The organism is Streptomyces bathyalis, from assembly GCF_015910445.1.
Lineage (GTDB): Bacteria > Actinomycetota > Actinomycetes > Streptomycetales > Streptomycetaceae > Streptomyces > Streptomyces bathyalis.
This window is the reverse complement of sequence record NZ_CP048882.1, coordinates 2,898,767-2,920,084: the sequence shown is the minus strand read 5'-3', so window position 1 is coordinate 2,920,084 and position 21,318 is coordinate 2,898,767. Positions and strand designations below refer to the sequence as shown.

At 69.5% G+C, this 21,318-nt stretch carries 18 protein-coding genes; 16 read left to right on the top strand and 2 right to left on the bottom strand.

Features of this window, described 5'->3' with window-relative positions:
• Positions 1-18: 18 nt before the first annotated feature.
• Positions 19-1,032 carry an ArsR/SmtB family transcription factor gene (locus G4Z16_RS12620; RefSeq protein WP_197350878.1) on the bottom strand — a complete coding sequence of 338 codons (1,014 nt, stop codon included), beginning with the start codon at positions 1,030-1,032 and terminating at the stop codon, positions 19-21.
• A gap of 281 nt (positions 1,033-1,313) precedes the next feature.
• Between G4Z16_RS12620 and G4Z16_RS12615 the strand changes: the two genes are divergently transcribed.
• Together G4Z16_RS12615 and G4Z16_RS12610 are read left to right on the top strand one after the other, a co-directional pair.
• Positions 1,314-2,165, top strand: coding sequence for a peptidoglycan recognition protein family protein (locus G4Z16_RS12615; RefSeq protein ID WP_197350877.1), 852 nt, complete (start codon positions 1,314-1,316; stop codon positions 2,163-2,165).
• A 31-nt stretch (positions 2,166-2,196) separates the two neighbouring features.
• Positions 2,197-3,081, top strand: coding sequence for a hypothetical protein (locus G4Z16_RS12610; protein ID WP_197350876.1), 885 nt, complete (start codon positions 2,197-2,199; stop codon positions 3,079-3,081).
• A gap of 126 nt (positions 3,082-3,207) precedes the next feature.
• Here the strand turns inward: G4Z16_RS12610 and G4Z16_RS12605 are convergent, their stop codons facing one another.
• Positions 3,208-3,972 carry a C40 family peptidase gene (locus tag G4Z16_RS12605; protein ID WP_197350875.1) on the bottom strand — a complete coding sequence of 255 codons (765 nt, stop codon included), beginning with the start codon at positions 3,970-3,972 and terminating at the stop codon, positions 3,208-3,210.
• A gap of 882 nt (positions 3,973-4,854) precedes the next feature.
• Here G4Z16_RS12605 and G4Z16_RS12600 point away from each other — a divergent pair.
• From G4Z16_RS12600 to nuoN, 14 genes are read left to right on the top strand one after another with little or no spacing between them, the layout of a single operon-like run.
• The gene (locus tag G4Z16_RS12600) at positions 4,855-5,214 is read left to right on the top strand and encodes an NADH-quinone oxidoreductase subunit A (RefSeq protein ID WP_028437889.1); all 360 of its coding nucleotides are present in this window, start codon (positions 4,855-4,857) and stop codon (positions 5,212-5,214) included.
• 12 nt (positions 5,215-5,226) lie between these two features.
• Entirely contained in the window at positions 5,227-5,781 is a 555-nt protein-coding gene (locus tag G4Z16_RS12595) for a NuoB/complex I 20 kDa subunit family protein (RefSeq protein ID WP_028437888.1), read from the top strand.
• Positions 5,778-6,518 carry an NADH-quinone oxidoreductase subunit C gene (locus G4Z16_RS12590; RefSeq protein WP_197350874.1) on the top strand — a complete coding sequence of 247 codons (741 nt, stop codon included), beginning with the start codon at positions 5,778-5,780 and terminating at the stop codon, positions 6,516-6,518. Before G4Z16_RS12595 ends, G4Z16_RS12590 begins: the two co-directional genes overlap by 4 nt.
• Positions 6,518-7,855 (top strand): NADH-quinone oxidoreductase subunit D, encoded by a 1,338-nt coding sequence (locus G4Z16_RS12585; RefSeq protein ID WP_197350873.1) that lies wholly within the window; start codon positions 6,518-6,520, stop codon positions 7,853-7,855. Before G4Z16_RS12590 ends, G4Z16_RS12585 begins: the two co-directional genes overlap by 1 nt.
• Positions 7,852-8,748, top strand: a complete 897-nt coding sequence (gene nuoE, locus G4Z16_RS12580; RefSeq protein ID WP_197350872.1) for an NADH-quinone oxidoreductase subunit NuoE — start codon at positions 7,852-7,854, stop codon at positions 8,746-8,748. The genes G4Z16_RS12585 and nuoE overlap by 4 nt, the downstream gene beginning before the upstream one ends.
• A complete protein-coding gene (gene nuoF, locus G4Z16_RS12575; protein ID WP_197350871.1) occupies positions 8,748-10,097 on the top strand; it encodes an NADH-quinone oxidoreductase subunit NuoF in 1,350 nt (449 codons plus the stop codon). The genes nuoE and nuoF overlap by 1 nt, the downstream gene beginning before the upstream one ends.
• Entirely contained in the window at positions 10,094-12,634 is a 2,541-nt protein-coding gene (locus G4Z16_RS12570) for an NADH-quinone oxidoreductase subunit G (protein ID WP_197350870.1), read from the top strand. The genes nuoF and G4Z16_RS12570 overlap by 4 nt, the downstream gene beginning before the upstream one ends.
• Positions 12,635-12,663: 29 nt before the next feature.
• Positions 12,664-14,061 carry an NADH-quinone oxidoreductase subunit NuoH gene (gene nuoH, locus G4Z16_RS12565; RefSeq protein ID WP_197354439.1) on the top strand — a complete coding sequence of 466 codons (1,398 nt, stop codon included), beginning with the start codon at positions 12,664-12,666 and terminating at the stop codon, positions 14,059-14,061.
• 16 nt (positions 14,062-14,077) lie between these two features.
• A complete protein-coding gene (nuoI, locus tag G4Z16_RS12560; protein ID WP_197354438.1) occupies positions 14,078-14,827 on the top strand; it encodes an NADH-quinone oxidoreductase subunit NuoI in 750 nt (249 codons plus the stop codon).
• Positions 14,828-14,829: 2 nt separating this feature from the next.
• Entirely contained in the window at positions 14,830-15,780 is a 951-nt protein-coding gene (locus G4Z16_RS12555) for an NADH-quinone oxidoreductase subunit J (RefSeq protein WP_246531277.1), read from the top strand.
• Positions 15,777-16,076 (top strand): NADH-quinone oxidoreductase subunit NuoK, encoded by a 300-nt coding sequence (nuoK, locus tag G4Z16_RS12550; RefSeq protein WP_028437880.1) that lies wholly within the window; start codon positions 15,777-15,779, stop codon positions 16,074-16,076. Before G4Z16_RS12555 ends, nuoK begins: the two co-directional genes overlap by 4 nt.
• Positions 16,077-16,089: 13 nt before the next feature.
• Positions 16,090-17,979 (top strand): NADH-quinone oxidoreductase subunit L, encoded by a 1,890-nt coding sequence (nuoL, locus tag G4Z16_RS12545; protein ID WP_197350869.1) that lies wholly within the window; start codon positions 16,090-16,092, stop codon positions 17,977-17,979.
• 5 nt (positions 17,980-17,984) lie between these two features.
• Positions 17,985-19,649 (top strand): NADH-quinone oxidoreductase subunit M, encoded by a 1,665-nt coding sequence (locus G4Z16_RS12540; protein WP_197350868.1) that lies wholly within the window; start codon positions 17,985-17,987, stop codon positions 19,647-19,649.
• The gene (nuoN, locus tag G4Z16_RS12535; protein ID WP_197350867.1) at positions 19,646-21,313 is read left to right on the top strand and encodes an NADH-quinone oxidoreductase subunit NuoN; all 1,668 of its coding nucleotides are present in this window, start codon (positions 19,646-19,648) and stop codon (positions 21,311-21,313) included. The genes G4Z16_RS12540 and nuoN overlap by 4 nt, the downstream gene beginning before the upstream one ends.
• Positions 21,314-21,318 lie beyond the last annotated feature (5 nt).

Sequence of the window (21,318 nt, the reverse complement as noted above, 5' to 3'; positions counted from 1 at the left end):
GGGCCGCCCCTGGTCAACTCACGCGGCAGGCAGCGCGTCTCCCGAGTGCGATGCCCGCCGCAGCAGCGCCGAGCCCAGAGATCCCAGCGTGTGATGGACGCTTGCGCCGGCACGGTGCGAGGTGATCAGACCCGCCTCCCGCAGGATCGCGGTGTGGTGGGTGGCCGTCGCCGGTGAGATGTTGAGACGGCGGGCCAGTTCCGACGTCGTGCAGCCGGAGGCCACGACCTCGAGTGCCGCCGCGCGGGTCCGACCGAGAAGCGCGGCACACGGGCTCTCCTCGCTGTCCGTCTTCGGGCGCACCCTGAAGTCCGCCTCGTCCCATCCCGGCTGGTGCTCGACCGGGTAGACCAGGACCGGCTGGAGGGACACCTCCCGCAGCGTGACCGGATTGCGCCGGCAGAAGAACGACGGGACGAGACGCAGACCGCGACCGCCCAGCGGAACGTCACGGTCCACGTGAGTGCCCCGTACCTCCAGCACGGGAGGTTCCCAGCGCAGGTTCGGATGCAGGCCGTCGAGCAAGTGCTCGACCCCGCCGTTCAGCACGCGGTGGGCCCGCTCGGCGCGGTCGGCCTCCAGATGGCCGCGGATCTGCGTGTGGTAGGGAGCGATCGCCTGCGCGTGATAGCTGCTGATGGCGTCGGCCAGGCGCTCCAGGCCGCGCGGGCCGACATCCCTCGCCCGCTCCGGGACATGGCGGTTCACGGCGAGCCTGCTCATGTCCGTGCCGAGGCGCTCGCGGGAAGTGGAGAGCAGGGCTTCGAGCCCCGCCTCCAGCCCGTTCGCGGACTCGGCGGGAGTGAGGAAGTCCGGTGAGTATCCGCGGGGCGGTGCGAGCGCGCACAGAAAGTGCCTGACGTATGCCGGGACCAGCGCGCGCGTGCGCTTCCTCCACTTCCCGAAGACTGATGTTCCTTCCCGCTCCTGAAGTACGTGCAGGCTGAGCAGCGTCTCCCACAACGGGTCGGGCGCCCCTGCCACTTGAGTCCTTGCCAGGTCCTCTGCCTCGAAGTGGATGCGGATGGGCATGACTGGTACCTCGTTTCTGTCCCCCGTGGCCCCGAAGAGGACGAGCTCTTCGGGGGTTCTTGCCTGTTCAGGATGCAGGGCCCGGCCTTTTCGCTGTCAACTTCCTGTTCCAGCCAGACCGTTCGCGACCTGCGCTTTTCGAGTCAGATCGAACGTGTTTGGGCGCGCGGGTGCTTCCCGCCGAGTGTTGGGAGCGAACGGACACGGGCCGACGTGGGGGCCCAACTGCCCTGCACCGTACGGCTCTTGGGATCGCCGGCAAGGAAACAGGGGGACACCTCATGCCGAACATGACGTGGTTGGCCGATGTGCTGAGGCAGGGCGGCCTGAAGGTCCAGGAGGAAGGCGGGTGGCAGACGCGCGGTCACGGCGAGATGGGTGACGTGAGGGGGATCCTGCTGCACCACACCGCGGGCCCCGCCGAAGGCAACTACCCGAGCCTGAACATCGTCAGGGACGGCGACGCCTCGCTGCCCGGGCCCCGCGCCCAGCTCGGTCTGGCCAGGGACGGCACCTGGATCGTCATCGCCGCGGGGGTGGCGTACCACGCGGGCAAGGGCGGCCCCTGGGAGAGCGTGCCGAAGGACGAGGGCAACGAGTACATGATCGGGGTCGAGGCCGAGTCCGTTGGCACGCACCCGGACTGGACACCGGAGCAGCTCGACTCGTACCCACGCGGGGTGGCGGTGCTGCTGAGGCACGTGCATCAGCCCGCGTCGCGGGCGATCGGGCACAAGGAGTGGGCACCGGAGCGCAAGAGCGACCCGGCCTTCTGGCCGGGCGACATGGACGGCTTCCGCAAGGAGGTCGAGAGGCATCTGAGCGGGCAGGGCGGGCCGGCTCCGGCGCCGCCTCAGCCTGGTCCGGGCGAGCCGCAGCCGGGTGGCCGGGAGTTCGGGACGTGGGGCACGGGCGTGAAGGTGCACAGCGAGCCCAAGCTGGACTCGCCCGTGGTGCACACCATCAACGGCCCGACGAAGGTGACCGTCGACTTCCAGCAGCGCGGTGACCTGGTCAACACCGACGGGTTCAGCAACCCCTGGTGGGCCCACATCCCGCAGTTCAACGGCTTCATGACGAACATCTACATCGATCACCCGGACTCCCTCCTGCCGGGAGTCCCCCAGCGCTGAGGCGACGGGAGAGCCGACGCAAGGGAGCACCATGGCCTTCGAAGAGATCCGGGACTGGGGAAAGCGGCAACTGGCCCGCCTCGGCGACACGGACGAGCAGGACACGACGAACGCACAGGGCGCGCAGGGCGCGAACGCGCATGGCGCACGAGGAGCGCAGGGCGCAGGGGAACAGGCTCCAGCGCCGGCGAATTCCGCGCAGGAGAACGGCTCACGACAGACCGGGGGGAAATCCATGGCATACGACCTCGAAGCAGCGAAGACCATCTACCGGGCCGGAAGGGATCTGAAGGTCAACGACAAGGTCATGCTCTCGGCCTTCGAGACGGGCATCGTCGAATCGGGCATGCGCAACCTCAACCACGGTGACAGCGACTCGCTCGGCGTCTTCCAGCAGCGGCCGTCGCAGGGCTGGGGCACGCCGGAGCAGATCCTGGACGTCAACCACGCGGCCCGCTCGTACTTCGAGAGGGCGATCAAGTCGGACGCGGAGGACAAGAACCAGTCCACCGGACACCTGGCGCAGAGCGTGCAGCGCTCCGCCTACCCGGAGAGGTACGACCAGGCGGAGGGGGAGGCACGCCGGCTCCTCGACCAGACGGCGGCGGCCGTCGACGGCGGCCGGCCGGCGCCGCCACCGCCCGGTCCGGGCGAGCCGCAGCCGGGTGGCCGGGAGTTCGGGACGTGGGGCACGGGCGTGAAGGTGCACAGCGAGCCCAAGCTGGACTCGCCCGTGGTGCACACCCTCAACGGCCCGACGAAGGTGACCGTCGACTTCCAGCAGCGCGGGGACCTGGTCAACACCGAGGGCTTCAGTAATCCCTGGTGGGCCCACATCCCGCAGTTCAACGGCTTCATGACGAACATCTTCATCGACCATCCGGACGCCCTGCTCCCGGACGTCCCTCAGCGCTGACCGGGCGTCGGCAGCGGGAGGACACGGATCCGGGCACGGGAACGCCCTGCACACTACGGAGGCAGACGGAAGGGGCCCGCCGCGGGTTCGCGGCGGGCCCCTTCGACGTCGTGAGGCGGGCGGGTCTCAGGTGAGGCGGAGTGCGCCTGTCGGCGGGTCGTAGTCCAGGGGCTTCTCGACGACACCAGTCGAGGAGTTCTGCGCGCCGATGAACTTGCCGTCCCCGACGTAGACACCGACGTGGTACGCGCTGCCGGCGCCGCCCCAGTAGAGGAGGTCGCCCTTCTGCAGGGAGTCCATGGAGACGGAGGTGCCCGCGGTGGACTGCGCCTGGGAGGTGCGCGGCAGGCTCACGCCGAGCTGCTTGAAGGCGGCCTGCGTCAGTCCGGAGCAGTCGTAGGAGGAAGGCCCGCTGGCGCCCAGCACGTATGACTTGCCGACCTGGGCCTTGAGGAAGCTGATGACTCCGGCGATGTTGCCGCTGCCGGCCGAGAGAGACGTGCGCTCGCTGGTGCGCGAAGCGCGCTCCTCGGCGGCCTTCTTGCGCGCGGCCTCGGCCTTGCGCTCGGCGGCCTGTTCGGCCTTGCGCGCCTCAGCCTGCGCACGGTCCGCGGCACTGGCCTCGGCCTGTGTCACCTGTCGCTGGAGTGCGTTGGTCTTGAGCGAGTCGGCTGCTTTGGAGGTGGACCCCTCCACCGTGTTGCTGACCGCAGCCATTTCGACTGTCTCGGTGGCTTCATCCTGCTTCTCGGCCGCCGAGGACGCCGGGGAGATCGCCGTGGTGAGGGCGACTGCTCCCAAGACGCCACCCGTCGCCCCTGCACGCAGCGCCTTGTTCACGTTGCTGGTGCGGGGTTTCCGGTGTCTGGGTACGTGAGCGTTCCGGGACATGAGGCATGGATAGCAGCCCCGGGATGATCCGTTCAAAGAAGGTGCGATGCGCCACAGTGGGCCCGTATTCGCCCAGTTGAGGACGAGTTGATCTTCCAAAGGTCTCGGTCCGGTCACGGTGGCCGTCCAACTACGGGACTGTGACCACGCAGTTGTCCGTATTGCGTGCATTGATCTGGCGCATATCACCCCTTGCGCCTCGTGTGCAAAGGTGGCAGGAGCTGTCAAGGAAGTGTGTGGCGCAGGTCACGCTCCCACTGTCAAGTCTGTTCATGAATGGGTGATTGAAGTGTCGTCATCCCTTTTGGGCAGCGAGGAGACGATGTGTGGAGCGTGAAGAAAGTCGTCAGGCCGAGGCCGATTGTTCCGACGTTCACAAACGACCCGCTGCCGGCGCCTGCCGGCGTGCGGAGAGGCTTCCCGCCCCGAGTCGAGGTGCACTTTCCGGTCGGGGGCCGGGGATCTCGCTCGCGCTGCGCGCGGATCTCGTTCGGGTATCGGTTCACGGCCGCCGGGGTGGAGTCGCCGGGTGCGTCTTCGACCCCGCGACGCGGTGTGTGCGCTGCCCCGACGGCCGCTTTCACACGGGTTCGGCGAAAGGGCTTTCGCGCCCTCGCACTTGAAGATCGACATTCCTCTGACGTGCGACTTCGGCTCCGGGTGGTGGAGATCACAAACTCCTAACCGGACCCCGTGTCGCAGATCACAAGGCCCGGGCATAAGATGCCTCCCGCAAGGGCTTGTGAACTGCCTCACATAGAAGCGATCTTCATGGGAGGCGGACCATTCGCCCGGCGGACAGCCGGCAGTCAGCGTCGACGGTCCCACTGGGCCCACCGGTCCGGGAGGGTCCCCAGGGTCGACTGGAAGGAGCGGGGAGCGGTGAACGCCTACACGCCAATCCTTGTACTGGGAGCCATCGCGGCGGGCTTCGCGATCTTCTCGGTGGTCGCGGCATCGGTCATCGGCCCCAAGCGCTACAACAGGGCCAAGCTGGAGGCGTACGAGTGCGGCATCGAGCCGACTCCGCAGCCGGCCGGCGGCGGGCGATTCCCGGTCAAGTACTACCTGACGGCGATGCTCTTCATCGTCTTCGACATCGAAATCGTCTTTCTCTACCCGTGGGCGGTCCACTTCGACTCCCTCGGGATCTTCGGCCTCGCCGAAATGCTGGTCTTCGTCGCCCTCATCGGCGTCGCGTACGCCTACGACTGGCGGCGCGGCGGCCTGGAATGGGATTAAGGCAGGTACTCAATGGGACTCGAAGAGAAGCTGCCGAGCGGCTTCCTGCTGACCACCGTCGAGCAGGCCGCGGGCTGGGTGCGTAAGTCGTCCATGTTCCCGGCGACCTTCGGACTCGCCTGCTGCGCCATCGAGATGATGACGACGGGCGCGGGCCGCTACGACCTCGCCCGCTTCGGCATGGAGGTCTTCCGCGGGTCGCCCCGCCAGGCCGACCTCATGATCGTGGCCGGCCGCGTCAGCCAGAAGATGGCTCCGGTGCTGCGGCAGGTCTACGACCAGATGCCGAACCCCAAGTGGGTCATCTCCATGGGCGTCTGCGCCTCGTCCGGCGGGATGTTCAACAACTACGCGATCGTGCAGGGCGTCGACCACATCGTTCCGGTCGACATCTACCTGCCCGGCTGCCCGCCGCGCCCCGAGATGCTCCTGGACTCGATCCTCAAGCTGCACAAGCACGTGCAGGGCGAGAAGCTCGGCGTCAACCGCGAAGAGGCCGCCCGTGAGGCGGAGGAGGCGGCGCGCAAGGCGCTCCCGACGATCGAGATGAAGGGGCTCCTGCGTTGACCGAGAACAACAAGGACGACAGCAGCGCCAACGGGGAGAACGGGAACGGCTCCGTGCCCGCGCCCCGTCAGGATCCCGGTGAGGCCATCGGCGTCCGCCGCGGGATGTTCGGCGCCAGCAACGGTGGCGACACCTCGGGTTACGGCGGCCTCGTCCGTACGGTCCGGCTGCCCGGTGCGAGCCGGCGTCCCTACGGGGGCTGGTTCGACGAGGTGGCGGACGAACTCGAAGGCGCCCTGGAGGAGCAGGGACTTGCTCCCGAGGAGGCCATCGAGAAGACGGTCGTCGACCGCGGCGAGATCACCTTCCACATCGCACGCGAGCACCTCGTACAGGTCGCACGTACCCTCCGGGACGACCCGGCGCTGCGCTTCGAGCTGTGCACCGGGGTCAGCGGCGTGCACTTCCCCGGCGACAAGGGCCGGGAGCTGCACGCGGTCAACCACCTGCGTTCGATCACGCACAACCGGATGATCCGGATCGAGGTCAGCGCGCCCGACGCCGATCCGCACATCCCCTCGATCGTCGAGGTCTACCCGACCAACGACTGGCACGAGCGCGAGACGTACGACTTCTTCGGCATCGTCTTCGACGGCCACCCCGCGCTGACGCGGATCATGATGCCCGACGACTGGCAGGGCCACCCGCAGCGCAAGGACTACCCGCTCGGCGGCATCCCCGTCGAGTACAAGGGCGCCCAGATCCCGGCTCCCGACCAGCGGAGGTCGTACAGCTGATGAGCACGCCAACCCCTGCCCACGCACCCGCGGGCATCCGCGAGACCACCGAGGGCACCGTCTACGACGTCACCGGGGGCGACTGGGACGAGGTCGCAGCCGCTGCCGCCCGGAGCGACGACGAGCGGATCATCGTCAACATGGGCCCGCAGCACCCCTCCACGCACGGCGTGCTGCGGCTCATCCTCGAGATCGACGGCGAGACGGTCACCGAGGCCCGCTGCGGCATCGGCTACCTGCACACCGGCATCGAGAAGAACCTCGAGTACCGGACGTGGACGCAGGGCACGACGTTCGTGACGCGCATGGACTACCTCACGCCGTTCTTCAACGAGACGGCGTACTGCATGGCGGTCGAGAAGCTGCTCGGCATCGAGGACGACATCCCGGACCGCGCCAACGTCATCCGCGTCCTGATGATGGAGCTGAACAGGCTCTCCTCGCACCTGGTGGCCATCGCCACCGGCGGCATGGAGCTCGGCGCGACGACCGTCATGATCTTCGGCTTCCGAGACCGCGAACTGGTCCTGGACCTGTACGAGTTGATCACCGGTCTGCGGATGAACCACGCCTACATCCGCCCCGGAGGCCTCTCCCAGGACCTTCCGCCCGGCACGGTCGACGCGCTGCGCGAATTCCTGAAGAAGATGAAGAAGAACCTGCCCGAGTACGACGCGCTGTGCTCCGGCAACCCCGTCTTCAAGGCCCGCCTCCAGGACATCGGCTACCTCGACCTGGCCGGGTGCATGGCGCTCGGCGCCACCGGCCCGATCCTGCGCTCCGCGGGTCTCCCGCACGACCTGCGCAAGTCGCAGCCGTACTGCGGTTACGAGACGTACGACTTCGAGGTGCCGACGCTCGACACCTGCGACTCCTACGGGCGCTTCCTTCTCCGGCTGGAGGAGATGCGCCAGTCGCTGCACATCATCGAGCAGTGCATCGACCGCCTGGAGCCCGGACCGGTCATGGTCGGCGACAAGAAGATCGCCTGGCCCGCGCAGCTCGCGCTCGGCCCGGACGGTCTCGGCAACTCGCTGGACCACATCAAGAACATCATGGGCACCTCCATGGAGGCCCTGATCCACCACTTCAAGCTCGTCACCGAGGGATTCCGCGTCCCGCCGGGGCAGGCCTACGCGGCGGTGGAGTCCCCGAAGGGCGAACTCGGCGTGCACGCCGTGAGCGACGGCGGCACCCGTCCGTACCGCGTGCACTTCCGTGACCCCTCCTTCACCAACCTCGAAGCCATGGCGGCGATGTGCGAAGGCGGCCAGGTCGCCGACGTGATCGTGGCCGTGGCGTCCATCGACCCCGTGATGGGAGGCGTCGACCGATGACCACCGCGCCCGACCGGGGCAGTGCCCCCGAAGCACCCATGCTCGGCATCCCCGCGATGCCGGCGCCGGACTATCCGGCCGACGTGCGCGAGCGGCTGGAGCCGGACGCACGGGAGATCATCGCCCGCTACCCCAACAGCCGCTCCGCGCTGCTGCCGCTGCTGCACCTGGTGCAGTCCGAGGAGGGGCACGTCACGCCCACCGGGCAGCGCTTCTGCGCCGAGATGCTGGACCTGACGACGGCGGAGGTGAACGCCGTCGCGACGTTCTACTCCATGTACCGGCGCAAGCCCTCCGGCGACTACCAGGTCGGCGTCTGCACCAACACGCTGTGCGCGGTGATGGGCGGCGACGCCATCTTCGACGACCTCAAGCAGCACCTGGGCGTGGGCAACAACGAGACCACCGAGGACGGCAAGGTCACGCTGGAGCACATCGAGTGCAACGCGGCCTGCGACTACGCACCCGTCGTGATGGTCAACTGGGAGTTCTTCGACAACCAGACGCCCGAATCCGCCCGCAGGCTCGTCGACGACCTGCGCGCCGGACGCGAGGTCCTGCCGACGCGGGGTGCGCCGATGTGCACCTTCAAGGAGACGGCGCGCATCCTCGCCGGCTTCCCCGACCAGCGCCCCGGCGCCGTCGAGGCGACCGGCGGCGGGGGCGAACCGTCCATCGCCGGGCTGCGGTTGGCCAGGGGCGAAGCGCCCGCAGGCAGGCTCGCGCATCCGCGGGGCCCGGCCGGTCCCGCCGACCAGCCCATGCCGCTTCCGGGTGAGGAAGCCCCGCAGAGCCACCCCAGTTCGCACGATCTGCCGCAGTCGACGTCTGCGTCCGATCCGGCCAGCGAGGCCAACCCGGTGCGGCCGGAGTCGGGGGAGGAGAGCGAGTAATGGCGACCGAATCCCCCGAGACGCTGCTCACCCCGGTTCTCTCCGCGCACTGGGACGACCCCGAGGCGTGGACGCTGGAGACGTACAAGAAGCGCCACGACGGATACGCCGGTCTGGCCAAGGCCCTCGCCATGCCGCCGGACGACGTGATCGCGTACGTGAAGGACGCCGGCCTGCGCGGCCGCGGCGGCGCGGGCTTCCCGACGGGCATGAAGTGGCAGTTCATCCCGCAGGGCGACGACAAGCCGCACTACCTGGTCGTCAACGCCGACGAGTCGGAGCCGGGCACCTGCAAGGACATCCCGCTGATGTTCGCCAACCCGCACTCCCTCATCGAGGGCATCATCATCGCCTGCCACGCGATCCGCTCCTCCCACGCGTTCATCTACCTGCGCGGCGAGGTCGTGCCCGTACTGCGGCGGCTGCACCTGGCCGTGCGCGAGGCGTACGAGGCGGGCCTCCTCGGCAGGAACGCGCTGGGTGAGGGCAAGCACCTCGAACTCACCGTGCACGCGGGCGCGGGCGCGTACATCTGCGGCGAGGAGACGGCCCTGCTCGACTCCCTGGAGGGGCGCCGGGGGCAGCCGAGGCTGCGGCCGCCGTTCCCGGCGGTCGCCGGTCTCTACGCGTGCCCGACCGTCGTGAACAACGTCGAGTCCATCGCCTCGGTGCCCGCCCTGATGAACAAGGGCAAGGAGTGGTTCCGCTCCATGGGCAGCGAGAAGTCCCCGGGCTTCACGCTCTACTCGCTCAGCGGCCACGTGGCGGGCCCCGGCCAGTACGAGGCGCCGCTCGGCATCACGCTCCGCCAGCTGCTGGAGATGAGCGGCGGCATGAGGCCCGGCCACCGGCTGAAGTTCTGGACGCCGGGCGGCTCCTCGACGCCGATCCTCACCGACGAGCACCTCGATGTGCCGCTCGACTACGAGGGCGTCGGCGCCGCCGGTTCCATGCTCGGCACCAAGGCGCTGCAGTGCTTCGACGAGACGACCTGTGTCGTACGGGCCGTCACACGCTGGACCGAGTTCTACGCGCACGAGTCCTGCGGAAAGTGCACGCCCTGCCGCGAAGGCACGTACTGGCTCGTCCAGTTGCTGCGCGACTTCGAGGCAGGCAAGGCCACCAAGGCCGACATCGACAAGATCGACGACATCCAGGACAACATCAACGGCAAGTCGTTCTGCGCACTGGGCGACGGCGCGGCCTCCCCGATCTTCTCGTCGCTGCAGTACTTCCGCGGGGAGTACGAGCAGCACATCGAGGAGGGCGGCTGCCCCTTCGACCCGGCGAAGTCGGTCATCTGGGCCGACGGCCACCACGACAGCGCTCACCCGGAGGTGAAGGCGTGACAGTCACCACAGACGCGAAGACCTCCTCGGGGGGCGACGGACCACCGCCGGAGGACCTGGTCTCGCTCACCATCGACGGCGCCGAGATCTCCGTGCCCAAGGGCACGTTGGTCATCCGCGCCGCGGAGCAACTGGGCATCGAGATCCCGCGCTTCTGCGACCACCCGCTCCTCGACCCGGTGGGTGCCTGCCGGCAGTGCATCGTCGAGGTCGAGGGCCAGCGCAAGCCGATGGCGTCCTGCACCATCACCTGCACCGACGGCATGGTCGTCAAGACGCAGCTGTCGTCGCCGGTCGCGGAGAAGGCACAGCGCGGCGTGATGGAGCTGCTGCTCATCAACCACCCGCTGGACTGCCCCGTCTGTGACAAGGGCGGCGAGTGCCCGCTGCAGAACCAGGCGATGTCGACCGGCGAGGCCGACACCCGGTTCGAGGGCGCCAAGCGCACCTTCGCCAAGCCTGTGCCGATCTCCGACCAGGTGCTGCTGGACCGCGAGCGCTGCGTGCTGTGCGCGCGCTGCACACGCTTCTCCAACCAGATCGCCGGCGACCCGATGATCGAGATGCTCGAGCGCGGCGCGCTCCAGCAGATCGGCACCGGCGAGGGTGACCCCTTCCAGTCGTACTTCTCCGGCAACACGATCCAGATCTGCCCGGTCGGCGCGCTGACCTCGGCGGCGTACCGCTTCCGTTCGCGCCCGTTCGACCTGGTCTCCTCGCCTTCCGTGTGCGAGCACTGCTCGGGCGGCTGCGCGACCCGTACCGACCACAGGCGCGGCAAGGTCATGCGGCGCATGGCCGGCTTCGACCCTGAGGTCAACGAGGAATGGCTCTGCGACAAGGGCCGCTTCGGGTTCCGCTACGCGCAGCGCCCCGACCGCCTCACCACACCGCTGGTCCGCGGCGACGACGGCGAACTGGCGCCTGCCAGCTGGCCGGAGGCGCTGGAGGCCGCGGCCCGCGGGCTGGCCGGTGCGCGTGGACGTGCCGGCGTGCTGACCGGTGGCCGTGTCACCGTCGAGGACGCCTACGCGTACGCGAAGTTCGCCCGCGTCGCCCTGGGCACGAACGACATCGACTTCCGCGCACGCGTCCACTCCCGTGAGGAGGCCGAGTTCCTGGCCTCCCGGGTCGCAGGCCACGGCCGCGACCTGGACGGCGCGGGCATCACCAACAGCGCCCTCGAGGCCGCGCCCGCGGTGCTCCTCGTCGGCTTCGAGGCCGAGGAGGAGGCGCCCGGCGTCTTCCTGCGGCTGCGCAAGGCCATGCGCAAGTACGGCCAGCGCACCTTCTCCCTCGCCTCGTACGCCACTCGCGGCCTGGAGAAGGCGGGCGGCACGCTGCTGCCGGCCGCACCGGGCACCGAGACCGAGTGGCTGGACGCGCTGTCCGGACGGGTCGGGCTCGAGGAGTCCGGCGAGGCCGCGGCCGACGCGCTGCGCGCCGACGGTTCGCTGATCATCGTCGGCGAGCGGCTGGCGGCCGTGCCCGGTGCGCTGACCGCGGCGGTGCGTGCGAGCGCCGCGACCGGCGCCCGGCTGGTGTGGGTTCCGCGCCGCGCCGGCGAGCGCGGCGCCATCGAGGCCGGTGCGCTGCCGACGCTGCTGCCCGGTGCACGTCCCGCCTCCGACGCACGCGCCCGCGAAGAGGTCGCCCGCGCCTGGGGCCTGGCCGAACTGCCCGCCGGAACGGGCCGGGACACGGCCGGCATCATCGATGCCGCCGTGGACGGTGAGCTCGCCGCGCTGGTCGTCGGCGGCGTCGAGCTCGCCGACCTGCCCGACCCGGCGCGCGCGGCACAGGCGCTGGACGAGGTGGGCTTCCTCGTCAGCCTGGAGCTGCGGCCGAGCGACGTCACCTCACGGGCGGACGTCGTCCTCCCGGTCTCCGCCGTCGTGGAGAAGTCCGGCACCTTCCTCAACTGGGAAGGCCGGGCACGGCCGTTCGAGGCGTCGCTCAAGGCGGACCAGATGACGCGCCGCCACGTACAGCCCGACGCGCGGGTGCTGCACATGCTCGCCGATGCTCTCGACGTGCACCTGGGCCTGCCCGACGTGCGCACCATCCGCGGCGAGATCGACAGGCTCGGCCAGTGGGACAGGCAGGCGGCGGACCCGCACGGCGTGCCCGGCCAGGCCTCCACGGCGACGTCCTCGAGCGGGTCCTCGACACCGCAGGCCGGCAAGGGTGAGGCGGTGCTCGCCGGACACCGGCTGCTGCTGGACCAGGGCCGGCTCCAGGACGGCGACGAGGCACTGGCCGGCACCAGGCACCCGGCACGCGCGAGGCTCTCCAGGGCCACCGCGGCCGAGGCGGGCGTCGAGGACGGCGGGGTGCTGTCGGTCTCCGGGCCGCTGGGCAGCGTCCAGCTCCCGCTCGAGATCACGCAGATGCCGGACCGAGTCGTGTGGCTTCCGCTGAACTCGGTGGGCGGCGGCGTCCAGGCGGACACGGGCGCCCTCCCGGGTGAGCTGGTCCGCATCGCGCCGGCACCGGCAGCGCGCGATCGCGCCGTAGACGAGGAGGTGGGCGCGTGAGCGCGCTCTCGCACATCCATCAGTCCGGCATGTTCCTTGCCGAGGAGGACCTGTCCTTCTTCGGCAAGGACCCGATCTGGCTGATCGCGCTCAAGGCCGTCTTCTGCTTCGCGTTCCTGATGGTGACGGTCCTGATCTCCATCGTCATGGAGCGCAAGGTCGTGGGCTGGATGCAGCTGCGCATCGGTCCCAACAGGCACGGCCCCTGGGGCATGCTCCAGTCGCTGGCCGACGGCATCAAGCTGATGCTCAAGGAAGACGTCGTCGTCAAGGGAGCCGACAAGGTCGTCTACCTGCTGGCGCCGGTCCTCGCGGCCATCCCCGCCTTCCTGGCGATCGCGGTCATCCCGTTCGGGCCGCCTGGCAACGAGGTCTCCATCTTCGGCACCCGTACCGCGATGCAGCTCACCGACCTTCCGGTGGCCGCGCTGTACATTCTCGCCACCGCATCCATCGGTGCGTACGGCGTCGTCCTCGCGGGCTGGTCGTCGAACTCGACGTACCCGCTGCTCGGAGCCGTCCGCGCCACGGCGCAGGTCATCAGCTACGAGATCGCGATGGGGCTCAGCTTCGCCGCCGTCTTCCTCTACTCCGGCTCGATGTCGACGTCGGCGATCGTGGACGCGCAGCAGGACACCTGGTTCGCGGCGCTGTTGCCCGTCTCGTTCCTGATCTACATGGTCTCGATGGTCGGCGAGGCGCACCGCGCCCCGTTCGACATGCCGGAGTCCGAGGGCGACCTGGTCGCGGGCTACCAGACCGAGTACAGCTCCATCAAGTTCGCGCTGTTCATGCTCTCCGAGTACGTGCACATCGTCACGCTCTCCGCCCTCGCGGCCACCCTGTTCCTGGGCGGCTGGCGGGCGCCGGCGCCGATCTCCACGTACTGGGAGGGCGCCAACCACGGCTGGTGGCCGCTGCTCTGGTTCTTCCTCAAGGTCTGCGCCCTGATCTTCTTCTTCGTCTGGATCCGCGGCACGCTCCCGCGTGTGCGCTACGACCAGTTCATGAAGCTGGGCTGGAAGGTCCTCATCCCCGTCTCCCTGGTGTGGCTGATGCTCGTCGCCACCGTGCGGGCGATGCGCAACGAGGGCTACGACTTCGCGGGGATCGTCTACTGGGTCGCCGGCGCGGCCCTCGCGATCCTGCTGATCTCCTTCGTCATCGACGTATTCCGCGGACGCAAGGAGGAGGCCGAGGACGAGGCCGCCAAGAAGGAGGCGGACTCCGAGGTCTTCGATCCGATGGCGGGCGGCTTCCCCGTACCGCCGCTGCCCGGGCAGACCCTGCCGCCGGTGCCGCGCCGCCGCTCGCGCCACGACCGTGCGCTGGTCGGGCCGTCCGGTGCGTCGGAGGCCGCGGACGGTACGGACCGGGACGGGCAGTCCGCCCAGAACACTGACGGAAAGGAGGCCGACGGTGCCTGACAACGACGCCGAGGGGATGCACCCCGAGACCCCCCGCAGCTCCGTGGCCGGCTTCGGCGTGACCTTCAAGGGCATGTTCAAGAAGCGGCTGACCGAGCAGTACCCGGAGTACAAGAAGCCCACGGCACCGCGCTTCCACGGCCGCCACCAGCTCAACCGGCACCCCGACGGGCTCGAGAAGTGCGTCGGCTGCGAGCTGTGCGCTTGGGCCTGCCCCGCGGACGCCATCTACGTCGAGGGCGCGGACAACACCGACGAGGAGCGCTACTCGCCGGGTGAGCGCTACGGCCGCGTCTACCAGATCAACTATCTGCGCTGCATCCTGTGCGGCCTGTGCGTCGAGGCGTGCCCGACCCGCGCGCTGACGATGACGAACGAGTACGAACTCGCCGACTCCTCCCGCGAATCGCTCATCTACACCAAGGAGGAGCTGCTCGCGGGTCTGGAGGAGGGCATGGTCGACTCTCCGCACGCCATCTTCCCGGGCATGACGGAGAAGGACTACTACCGCGGGCTCGTGACCGAGGCGGCACCGGGCACCGAACGGCAGCCGGTGACCGACACGGGCGACCCGCAGGAGTCGGCCGGGACCTTCGGTTCGTCCGAGCCGGGAGCGCAGCCCGTGGTCACCGACGCCCCCGTCTCCCACGCCGACGGTGTCGACCCCTCCTCGCGCGACGCCGCCGAGGCGGACGTCGCCCTGCAGGGCGCGGCCGCGCGGGCCGAGGGCAACCGCTCCGGGAACGACTCGAAGGAGGGTCGGTGACCATGCCCGCCATGGCGGCCATGCCGCATTCCGCCGCCGCGTTCGACCTCGCGGCCACGTCCACCTCGCCGGGTGAGACAGGGGCGTTCTGGGTGCTGGCCACCGTGGCCGTGCTCGGCGCGCTCGGCACGGTGCTGCTGCGCCGCGCGGTCCACTCGGCGCTGTGCCTCGCGGGCACGATGGTGATCCTGGCGCTCTTCTACCTCGCCAACGGCGCGTACTTCCTGGGCATCGTGCAGATCGTCGTCTACACCGGCGCCGTCATGATGCTCTTCCTCTTCGTGCTGATGCTGGTGGGCGTGAGCACCGCCGACTCGCTCAAGGAGACGCTCAAGGGCCAGCGCTGGCTCGCGGCCGCCTGCGGTCTCGGGCTGGGCATCCTGCTCGTCTCCGGCATCGGCCAGGCCTCGGTGCACTCCTTCGAAGGGCTCGCCTCGGCCAACGCGGGCGGGAACGTACCGGCGCTGGCCACTCTGCTCTTCACCAAGTACGTGGTGGCCTTCGAGGTGGTGGGCGCGCTGCTCACCGTCGCCGCCGTCGGCGCGACGCTGCTGACGCACCGGGAGCGCATCGAGAAGAGCAAGTCGCAGCGCGAGCAGGCCGAGGAGCGCGTCAAGCGGGGCACGCAGCTGCCGCCGCTGCCCGCGCCCGGGGTGTACGCGCGGCACAACGCCGTCGACCGTCCCGGCCTGCTTCCCGACGGCACGCCGTCCGAGCTGACCATCAGCGCGACGCTGCGCCAGCGCGGCCAGGTGCGCGAGGTCGGCAAGGAGGCGCTGCACCGGGTCGCCGCGCTCGAGCAGCGCACGGCCGACAGCCACGGTCAGACCGAGCACACCGGACGGATGTACGGCGAACCTCACGACCCGGAGCGGGACGTGCAGGACGCCGACGACGCGGGAGAAGGCGGCCCTGAGGCCCGCAAGGCCCGGGAAGAGGAGGCCGCGAAGTGAGCCCCGTCAACTACGTCTATCTCGCCGCGGTGCTGTTCACCATCGGCGCCGCCGGGGTGCTGATCAGGCGGAACGCGATCGTGGTGTTCATGTGCATCGAACTGATGCTGAACGCGGCGAACTTGACCCTGGTCGCCTTCTCCCGCATCCACGGCAATCTCGACGGCCAGATCATGGCGTTCTTCGTCATGGTCGTCGCGGCCGCCGAGGTCGTGGTCGGGCTGGCGATCATCGTGATGATGTACCGCTCCCGCCACTCGGCCTCGGTCGACGACGCCAGCCTGATGAAGCTGTAAGGGGTACGAACCAGTGGAGTCATTGATCGGACTGCTCGTCGGCTTCCCGCTGCTGGGCGCGGCGGTGCTGCTGTGCGGCGGCAGGAAACTCGACCGGAGCGGGCACTGGCTGGGCGTGCTGCTCTCCGGGGCCTCGTTCGTGATCGGCGTCGTCCTCTTCGCAGGAATGCTGGGCAAGCCGGCGGAGGAACGGTCCCTGCACCAGCACCTGTTCAGCTGGGTGCCGGTGGAGAGCTTCCAGGCGGACGTCGCCTTCCAGCTCGACCAGCTGGCCATGACGTTCGTGCTGCTGATCACCGGTGTGGGCACGCTGATCCACATCTACTCGGTCGGCTACATGGAGCACGACGTCGGCCGCCGCCGCTTCTTCGGCTATCTCAACCTGTTCCTCGCGGCGATGCTGCTGCTCGTCCTCGCCGACAACTACCTTCTGCTGTACGTCGGCTGGGAGGGCGTCGGCCTCGCCTCGTACCTGCTCATCGGCTTCTGGCAGTTCAAGCCGAGCGCGGCGGTGGCGGCGAAGAAGGCGTTCCTGGTCAACCGCGTCGGTGACGCGGGCCTGGCCATCGCCATCTTCCTGATGTTCACCACCTTCGGCACCTTCAGCTTCGCGCCGGTGCTCGGCAACGCGACGGACGCCGGCGAGGGCAAGCTGACCGCGATCGGGCTGATGCTGCTGCTCGCCGCGTGCGGCAAATCCGCGCAGGTGCCGCTGCAGTCCTGGCTCGGGGACGCGATGGAGGGCCCGACACCGGTCTCCGCCCTGATCCACGCCGCGACGATGGTGACCGCGGGCGTCTACCTCATCACCCGTTCCGGCGCCATCTTCAACGGGGCGCCGGACGCGCAGACCGCGGTCGTCGTGGTCGGCGCGGTCACGCTCCTCTACGGTGCGATCGTCGGTTGCGCGAAGGACGACATCAAGAAGGCGCTGGCCGGTTCGACGATGTCGCAGATCGGCTACATGGTGCTCGCGGCCGGACTCGGCCCGATCGGCTACGCGTTCGCGATCATGCACCTCGTCACGCACGGCTTCTTCAAGGCGGGCCTCTTCCTCGGCGCCGGTTCCGTGATGCACGGGATGAACGACGAGGTCGACATGCGCAAGTACGGCGGCCTGCGCAAGTACATGCCGGTCACCTTCGTGACGTTCGGGCTCGGCTACCTCGCCATCATCGGCTTCCCCGGCCTGTCCGGCTTCTTCTCCAAGGACCAGATCATCGAGGCCGCATTCGCCAAGGGCGGCACGCAGGGTCTGATCCTCGGGGCGGTCACGCTCGTCGGCGCCGCGATCACCGCGTACTACATGACGCGCGTGATGCTGATGACCTTCTTCGGCGAGGAGCGCTGGCGCGGGCAGGAGAACGAGCCGCACCCGCACGAGTCCCCGAAGGTCATGACGATCCCGATGATCGTGCTGGCCTTCGGATCGGTCTTCGCGGGCGGCCTGTTCAAGGTCGGCGAGTCCTTCGTCCACTGGCTGGAGCCGGTCACGCAGTTCGAGCACGGCCACTCGCCGTTCTCGGCGGCAGCGGTGACGGGCGCGACGGTCGTGGCTCTGATCCTCGGCGTCGCCGGGGCCTGGCTGCAGTACGGGCGCCGGCCGGTGCCGTCGGTGGCGCCGCGCGGCAGCCTGCTGACGCGTGCGGCCCGTCGCGACCTGCTGCAGGACGACATCAACCACGTCGTCCTGGTCAAGCCCGGCGAGTACCTGACGCGCGGGCTGGTCTACGCCGACAACAAGGTGGTCGACGGAGCCGTCAACGGCACCGCTGCGGCCTTCGGTGGCCTGTCCGGCCGTACGCGCCGGATCCAGAACGGTTTCGTCCGCTCGTACGCGGTCTCGATGTTCGGCGGCGCGGCGATCCTGGTCGCCGCGACCCTGCTGATGAGGGCGGTCTGAGTCTCATGTCTGTAGCAAGTGCAGGTTTTCCCCTGCTGACGGTCACGGCCGCGCTGCCCGCGGTCGGCGCGGTCGCCACCGCGGCCGTGCCCGCCGCCAAGAGGAACGCCGCGAAGTGGGTGGCGCTGCTCTTCTCCGTGGCGACGCTGGTCTCCTCGCTGATCGTTCTGGCCCGCTTCGACCCGGGCGGCGCGCGGTACCAGCTCACCGAGTCGCACGCGTGGATCGCGGACTTCGGCGTGCGTTACGAGCTGGGTGTCGACGGCATCGCGGCCGTACTGATCGCGCTCACCGCCCTGCTGCTGCCGTTCATCATCGGGGCGGCCTGGCACGACGCCGACGAGCTGGAGCCCGCGCGGCCCAACCGCCGGTGGCGTCCCACTCAGGGCTTCTTCGCGCTGATGCTCGCCACCGAGGCGATGGTGATCATCTCGTTCGCGGCGACGGACGTCTTCCTCTTCTACGTCTTCTTCGAAGCGATGCTCATCCCGATGTACTTCCTCATCGGAGGCTTCGGGGACCGCGCGCACGCGGCGGGCGAGGAGGAGGCCGCGAAGCAGCGCTCGTACGCGGCCGTGAAGTTCCTGCTCTACAACCTCGTCGGCGGCCTGATCATGCTGGCCGCGGTGATCGGCCTCTTCGTCGTCACCTCCGACCAGCTGGGCGAGGGCACCTTCTCGCTCCAGCGGATCCTGGAGGCCCGCGCGGACGGCGGCTTCCAACTCGACACGAACATCGAGCGGTTGCTCTTCCTGGGCTTCTTCTTCGCCTTCGCGGTGAAGGCCCCGCTGTGGCCGCTGCACACCTGGCTGCCCAACGCGATGGGAGAGGCGACGGCCCCGGTGGCCGTGCTGATCACCGCGGTCGTCGACAAGGTCGGCACCTTCGCGATGCTCCGCTTCTGCCTGGGCCTCTTCCCGGAGGCGAGCAAGTGGGCGACGCCGGTGGTGCTCGTGCTGGCGCTGGTGAGCATCCTCTACGGTGCGCTGCTGGCCGTGGGCCAGCGGGACATGAAGCGGCTGATCGCCTACGCGTCCATCTCCCACTTCGGCTTCATCATCCTCGGCGTCTTCGCGATGACCAGCCAGGGCCAGAGCGGCGCCACGCTCTACATGGTCTTCCACGGCGTCTCCACCGCCGCGTTGATGCTGGTGGCCGGCTTCCTCATCAGCCGCCGCGGCTCGCGTCTCATCGCGGACTACGGCGGCGTGCAGAAGGTCGCGCCCGTGCTCGCGGGGACGTTCCTCGTGGGCGGCCTGGCGACGCTGTCGCTGCCGGGGCTGGCTCCGTTCATCAGCGAATTCCTGGTGCTGGTGGGCACGTTCAGCCGCTACCCGGTGGCCGGCGTCGTCGCGACGGTGGGCATCGTCCTCGCCGCGCTGTACGTGCTGCTGATGTACCAGCGCACGATGACGGGGCCGGTGGAGAAGCCCGAGGTGCGGGCCATGCCGGACCTGCGGGTGCGTGAACTCGCCGTGGCGGCACCGCTCGTCGCGCTGCTGATCTTCCTCGGGGTCTTCCCGCAGCCCCTGACCCAGATCGTCAACCCGGCCGTCGAGCACACGCTGTCGGACGTGCAGAAGAAGGACCCGGAACCGGACCACCCCGTCGCCGAGACGGGCCGGTCCGACAACAAGCCGGCTGAGCACGCCGGAGGTGACCACGAGTGAGCGCGGTGGCAACGGCGGGGACGGCAGCGGCTGTCCCCAGCCTGTGGACACTGGGGGCCGAGCAACTCCAGGCCCCGAAGATCGAGTACGCGCAGCTGTCCCCGACGCTGATCGTGCTGGGGGCGGCCGTCATCGGCATCGTCCTGGAGGCGTTCCTGCCCCGGAAGCTGCGCTACGGCGCGCAGTTGATCCTCACGGCGCTCGGGCTCGCCGCCGCCTTCGCGGCGGTGCTGGGTCTCGCGGTCACGGGGCACGGGACGACCAAGGCCGCGATCGCGGGCATGGGCGCCATCGCCGTCGACGGGCCGGCGCTCTTCCTGCAGGGCACGATCCTGCTGGTCGGGCTGGTCTCGGTCTTCGTCTTCGCCGAGCGCCGGCTGGAGCCGCGCTCGCACAAGGGCCAGGCCCACGTCGACTCCTTCGCCGCGCAGCCCGCGTCGGTGCCGGGCGGTGAGGGCGAGCGGGAGGCCACGAAGGCGGGCTGGACGACCACAGAGGTCTACCCGCTGCTGCTCTTCGCGGTCGGCGGCATGCTCATCTTCCCGGCCGCCAACGATCTGCTGACCCTCTTCATCGCGCTCGAGGTCTTCTCCCTCCCGCTCTACCTGCTGTGCGCGCTGGCCCGCCGCCGGCGGCTGCTCTCGCAGGAGGCGGCGGTCAAGTACTTCCTGCTGGGCGCCTTCTCCTCGGCGTTCCTGCTCTTCGGTGCGGCACTGCTGTACGGATACGCGGGCACCTTCGGCTACTCGGGCATCGCCCGCGTCATCGGCAACGCGGACCGGGCCACGAGCGCGATCCTCGCCGAGACCACCGCCAACGACGCGCTGCTCCTGATCGGCGGCGCCATGGTCGTCATGGGCCTGCTCTTCAAGGTCGGTGCCGTGCCGTTCCACATGTGGACCCCGGACGTCTACCAGGGCGCCCCGACGCCGGTGACCGGCTTCATGGCGGCCGCGACGAAGGTGGCCGCGTTCGGCGCGCTGCTGCGTCTGCTGTACGTGGTGCTGCCGGGTCTGCGCTGGGACTGGCGTCCGGTGATGTGGGGCGTCGCGATCCTCACGATGCTGGCTGGCGCGGTCGTGGCCATCACCCAGACCGACATCAAGCGGCTGCTGGCCTACTCGTCGATCGCGCACGCGGGCTTCCTGCTCGCCGGTGTCATCGCCACGTCGCGTGACGGCGTCTCCTCGGTGCTCTTCTACCTGGGCGCCTACTCGTTCGTGACGCTGGGCGCCTTCGCGGTCGTCACGCTCGTACGGGACGCGGGCGGTGAGGCGACACACCTGTCCAAGTGGGCCGGGCTGGGCCGCCGTTCGCCGCTGCTGGCCACGGTCTTCGCGGTGTTCCTGCTGGCGTTCGCGGGCATTCCGATGACGTCCGGCTTCGCGGGCAAGTTCGCGGTGTTCAAGGCGGCCGCGGAGGGCGGCGCGGGCGCGCTCGTCGTCGTCGGTGTGATCGCCTCGGCGATCGCGGCCTTCTTCTACATCCGCGTCATCGTCCTGATGTTCCTCAGCGAGCCCAAGACGGACGGGCCGACGGTCGCCGTCCCCAGCGCATGGACGACGTCGGCCATCACCGTCGGCGTGCTGGTGACGATCGTGCTGGGCGTCGCACCGCAGTACTTCCTGGACCTGGCGAACCAGGCGGGTGTCTTCGTCCGTTAGCCCGC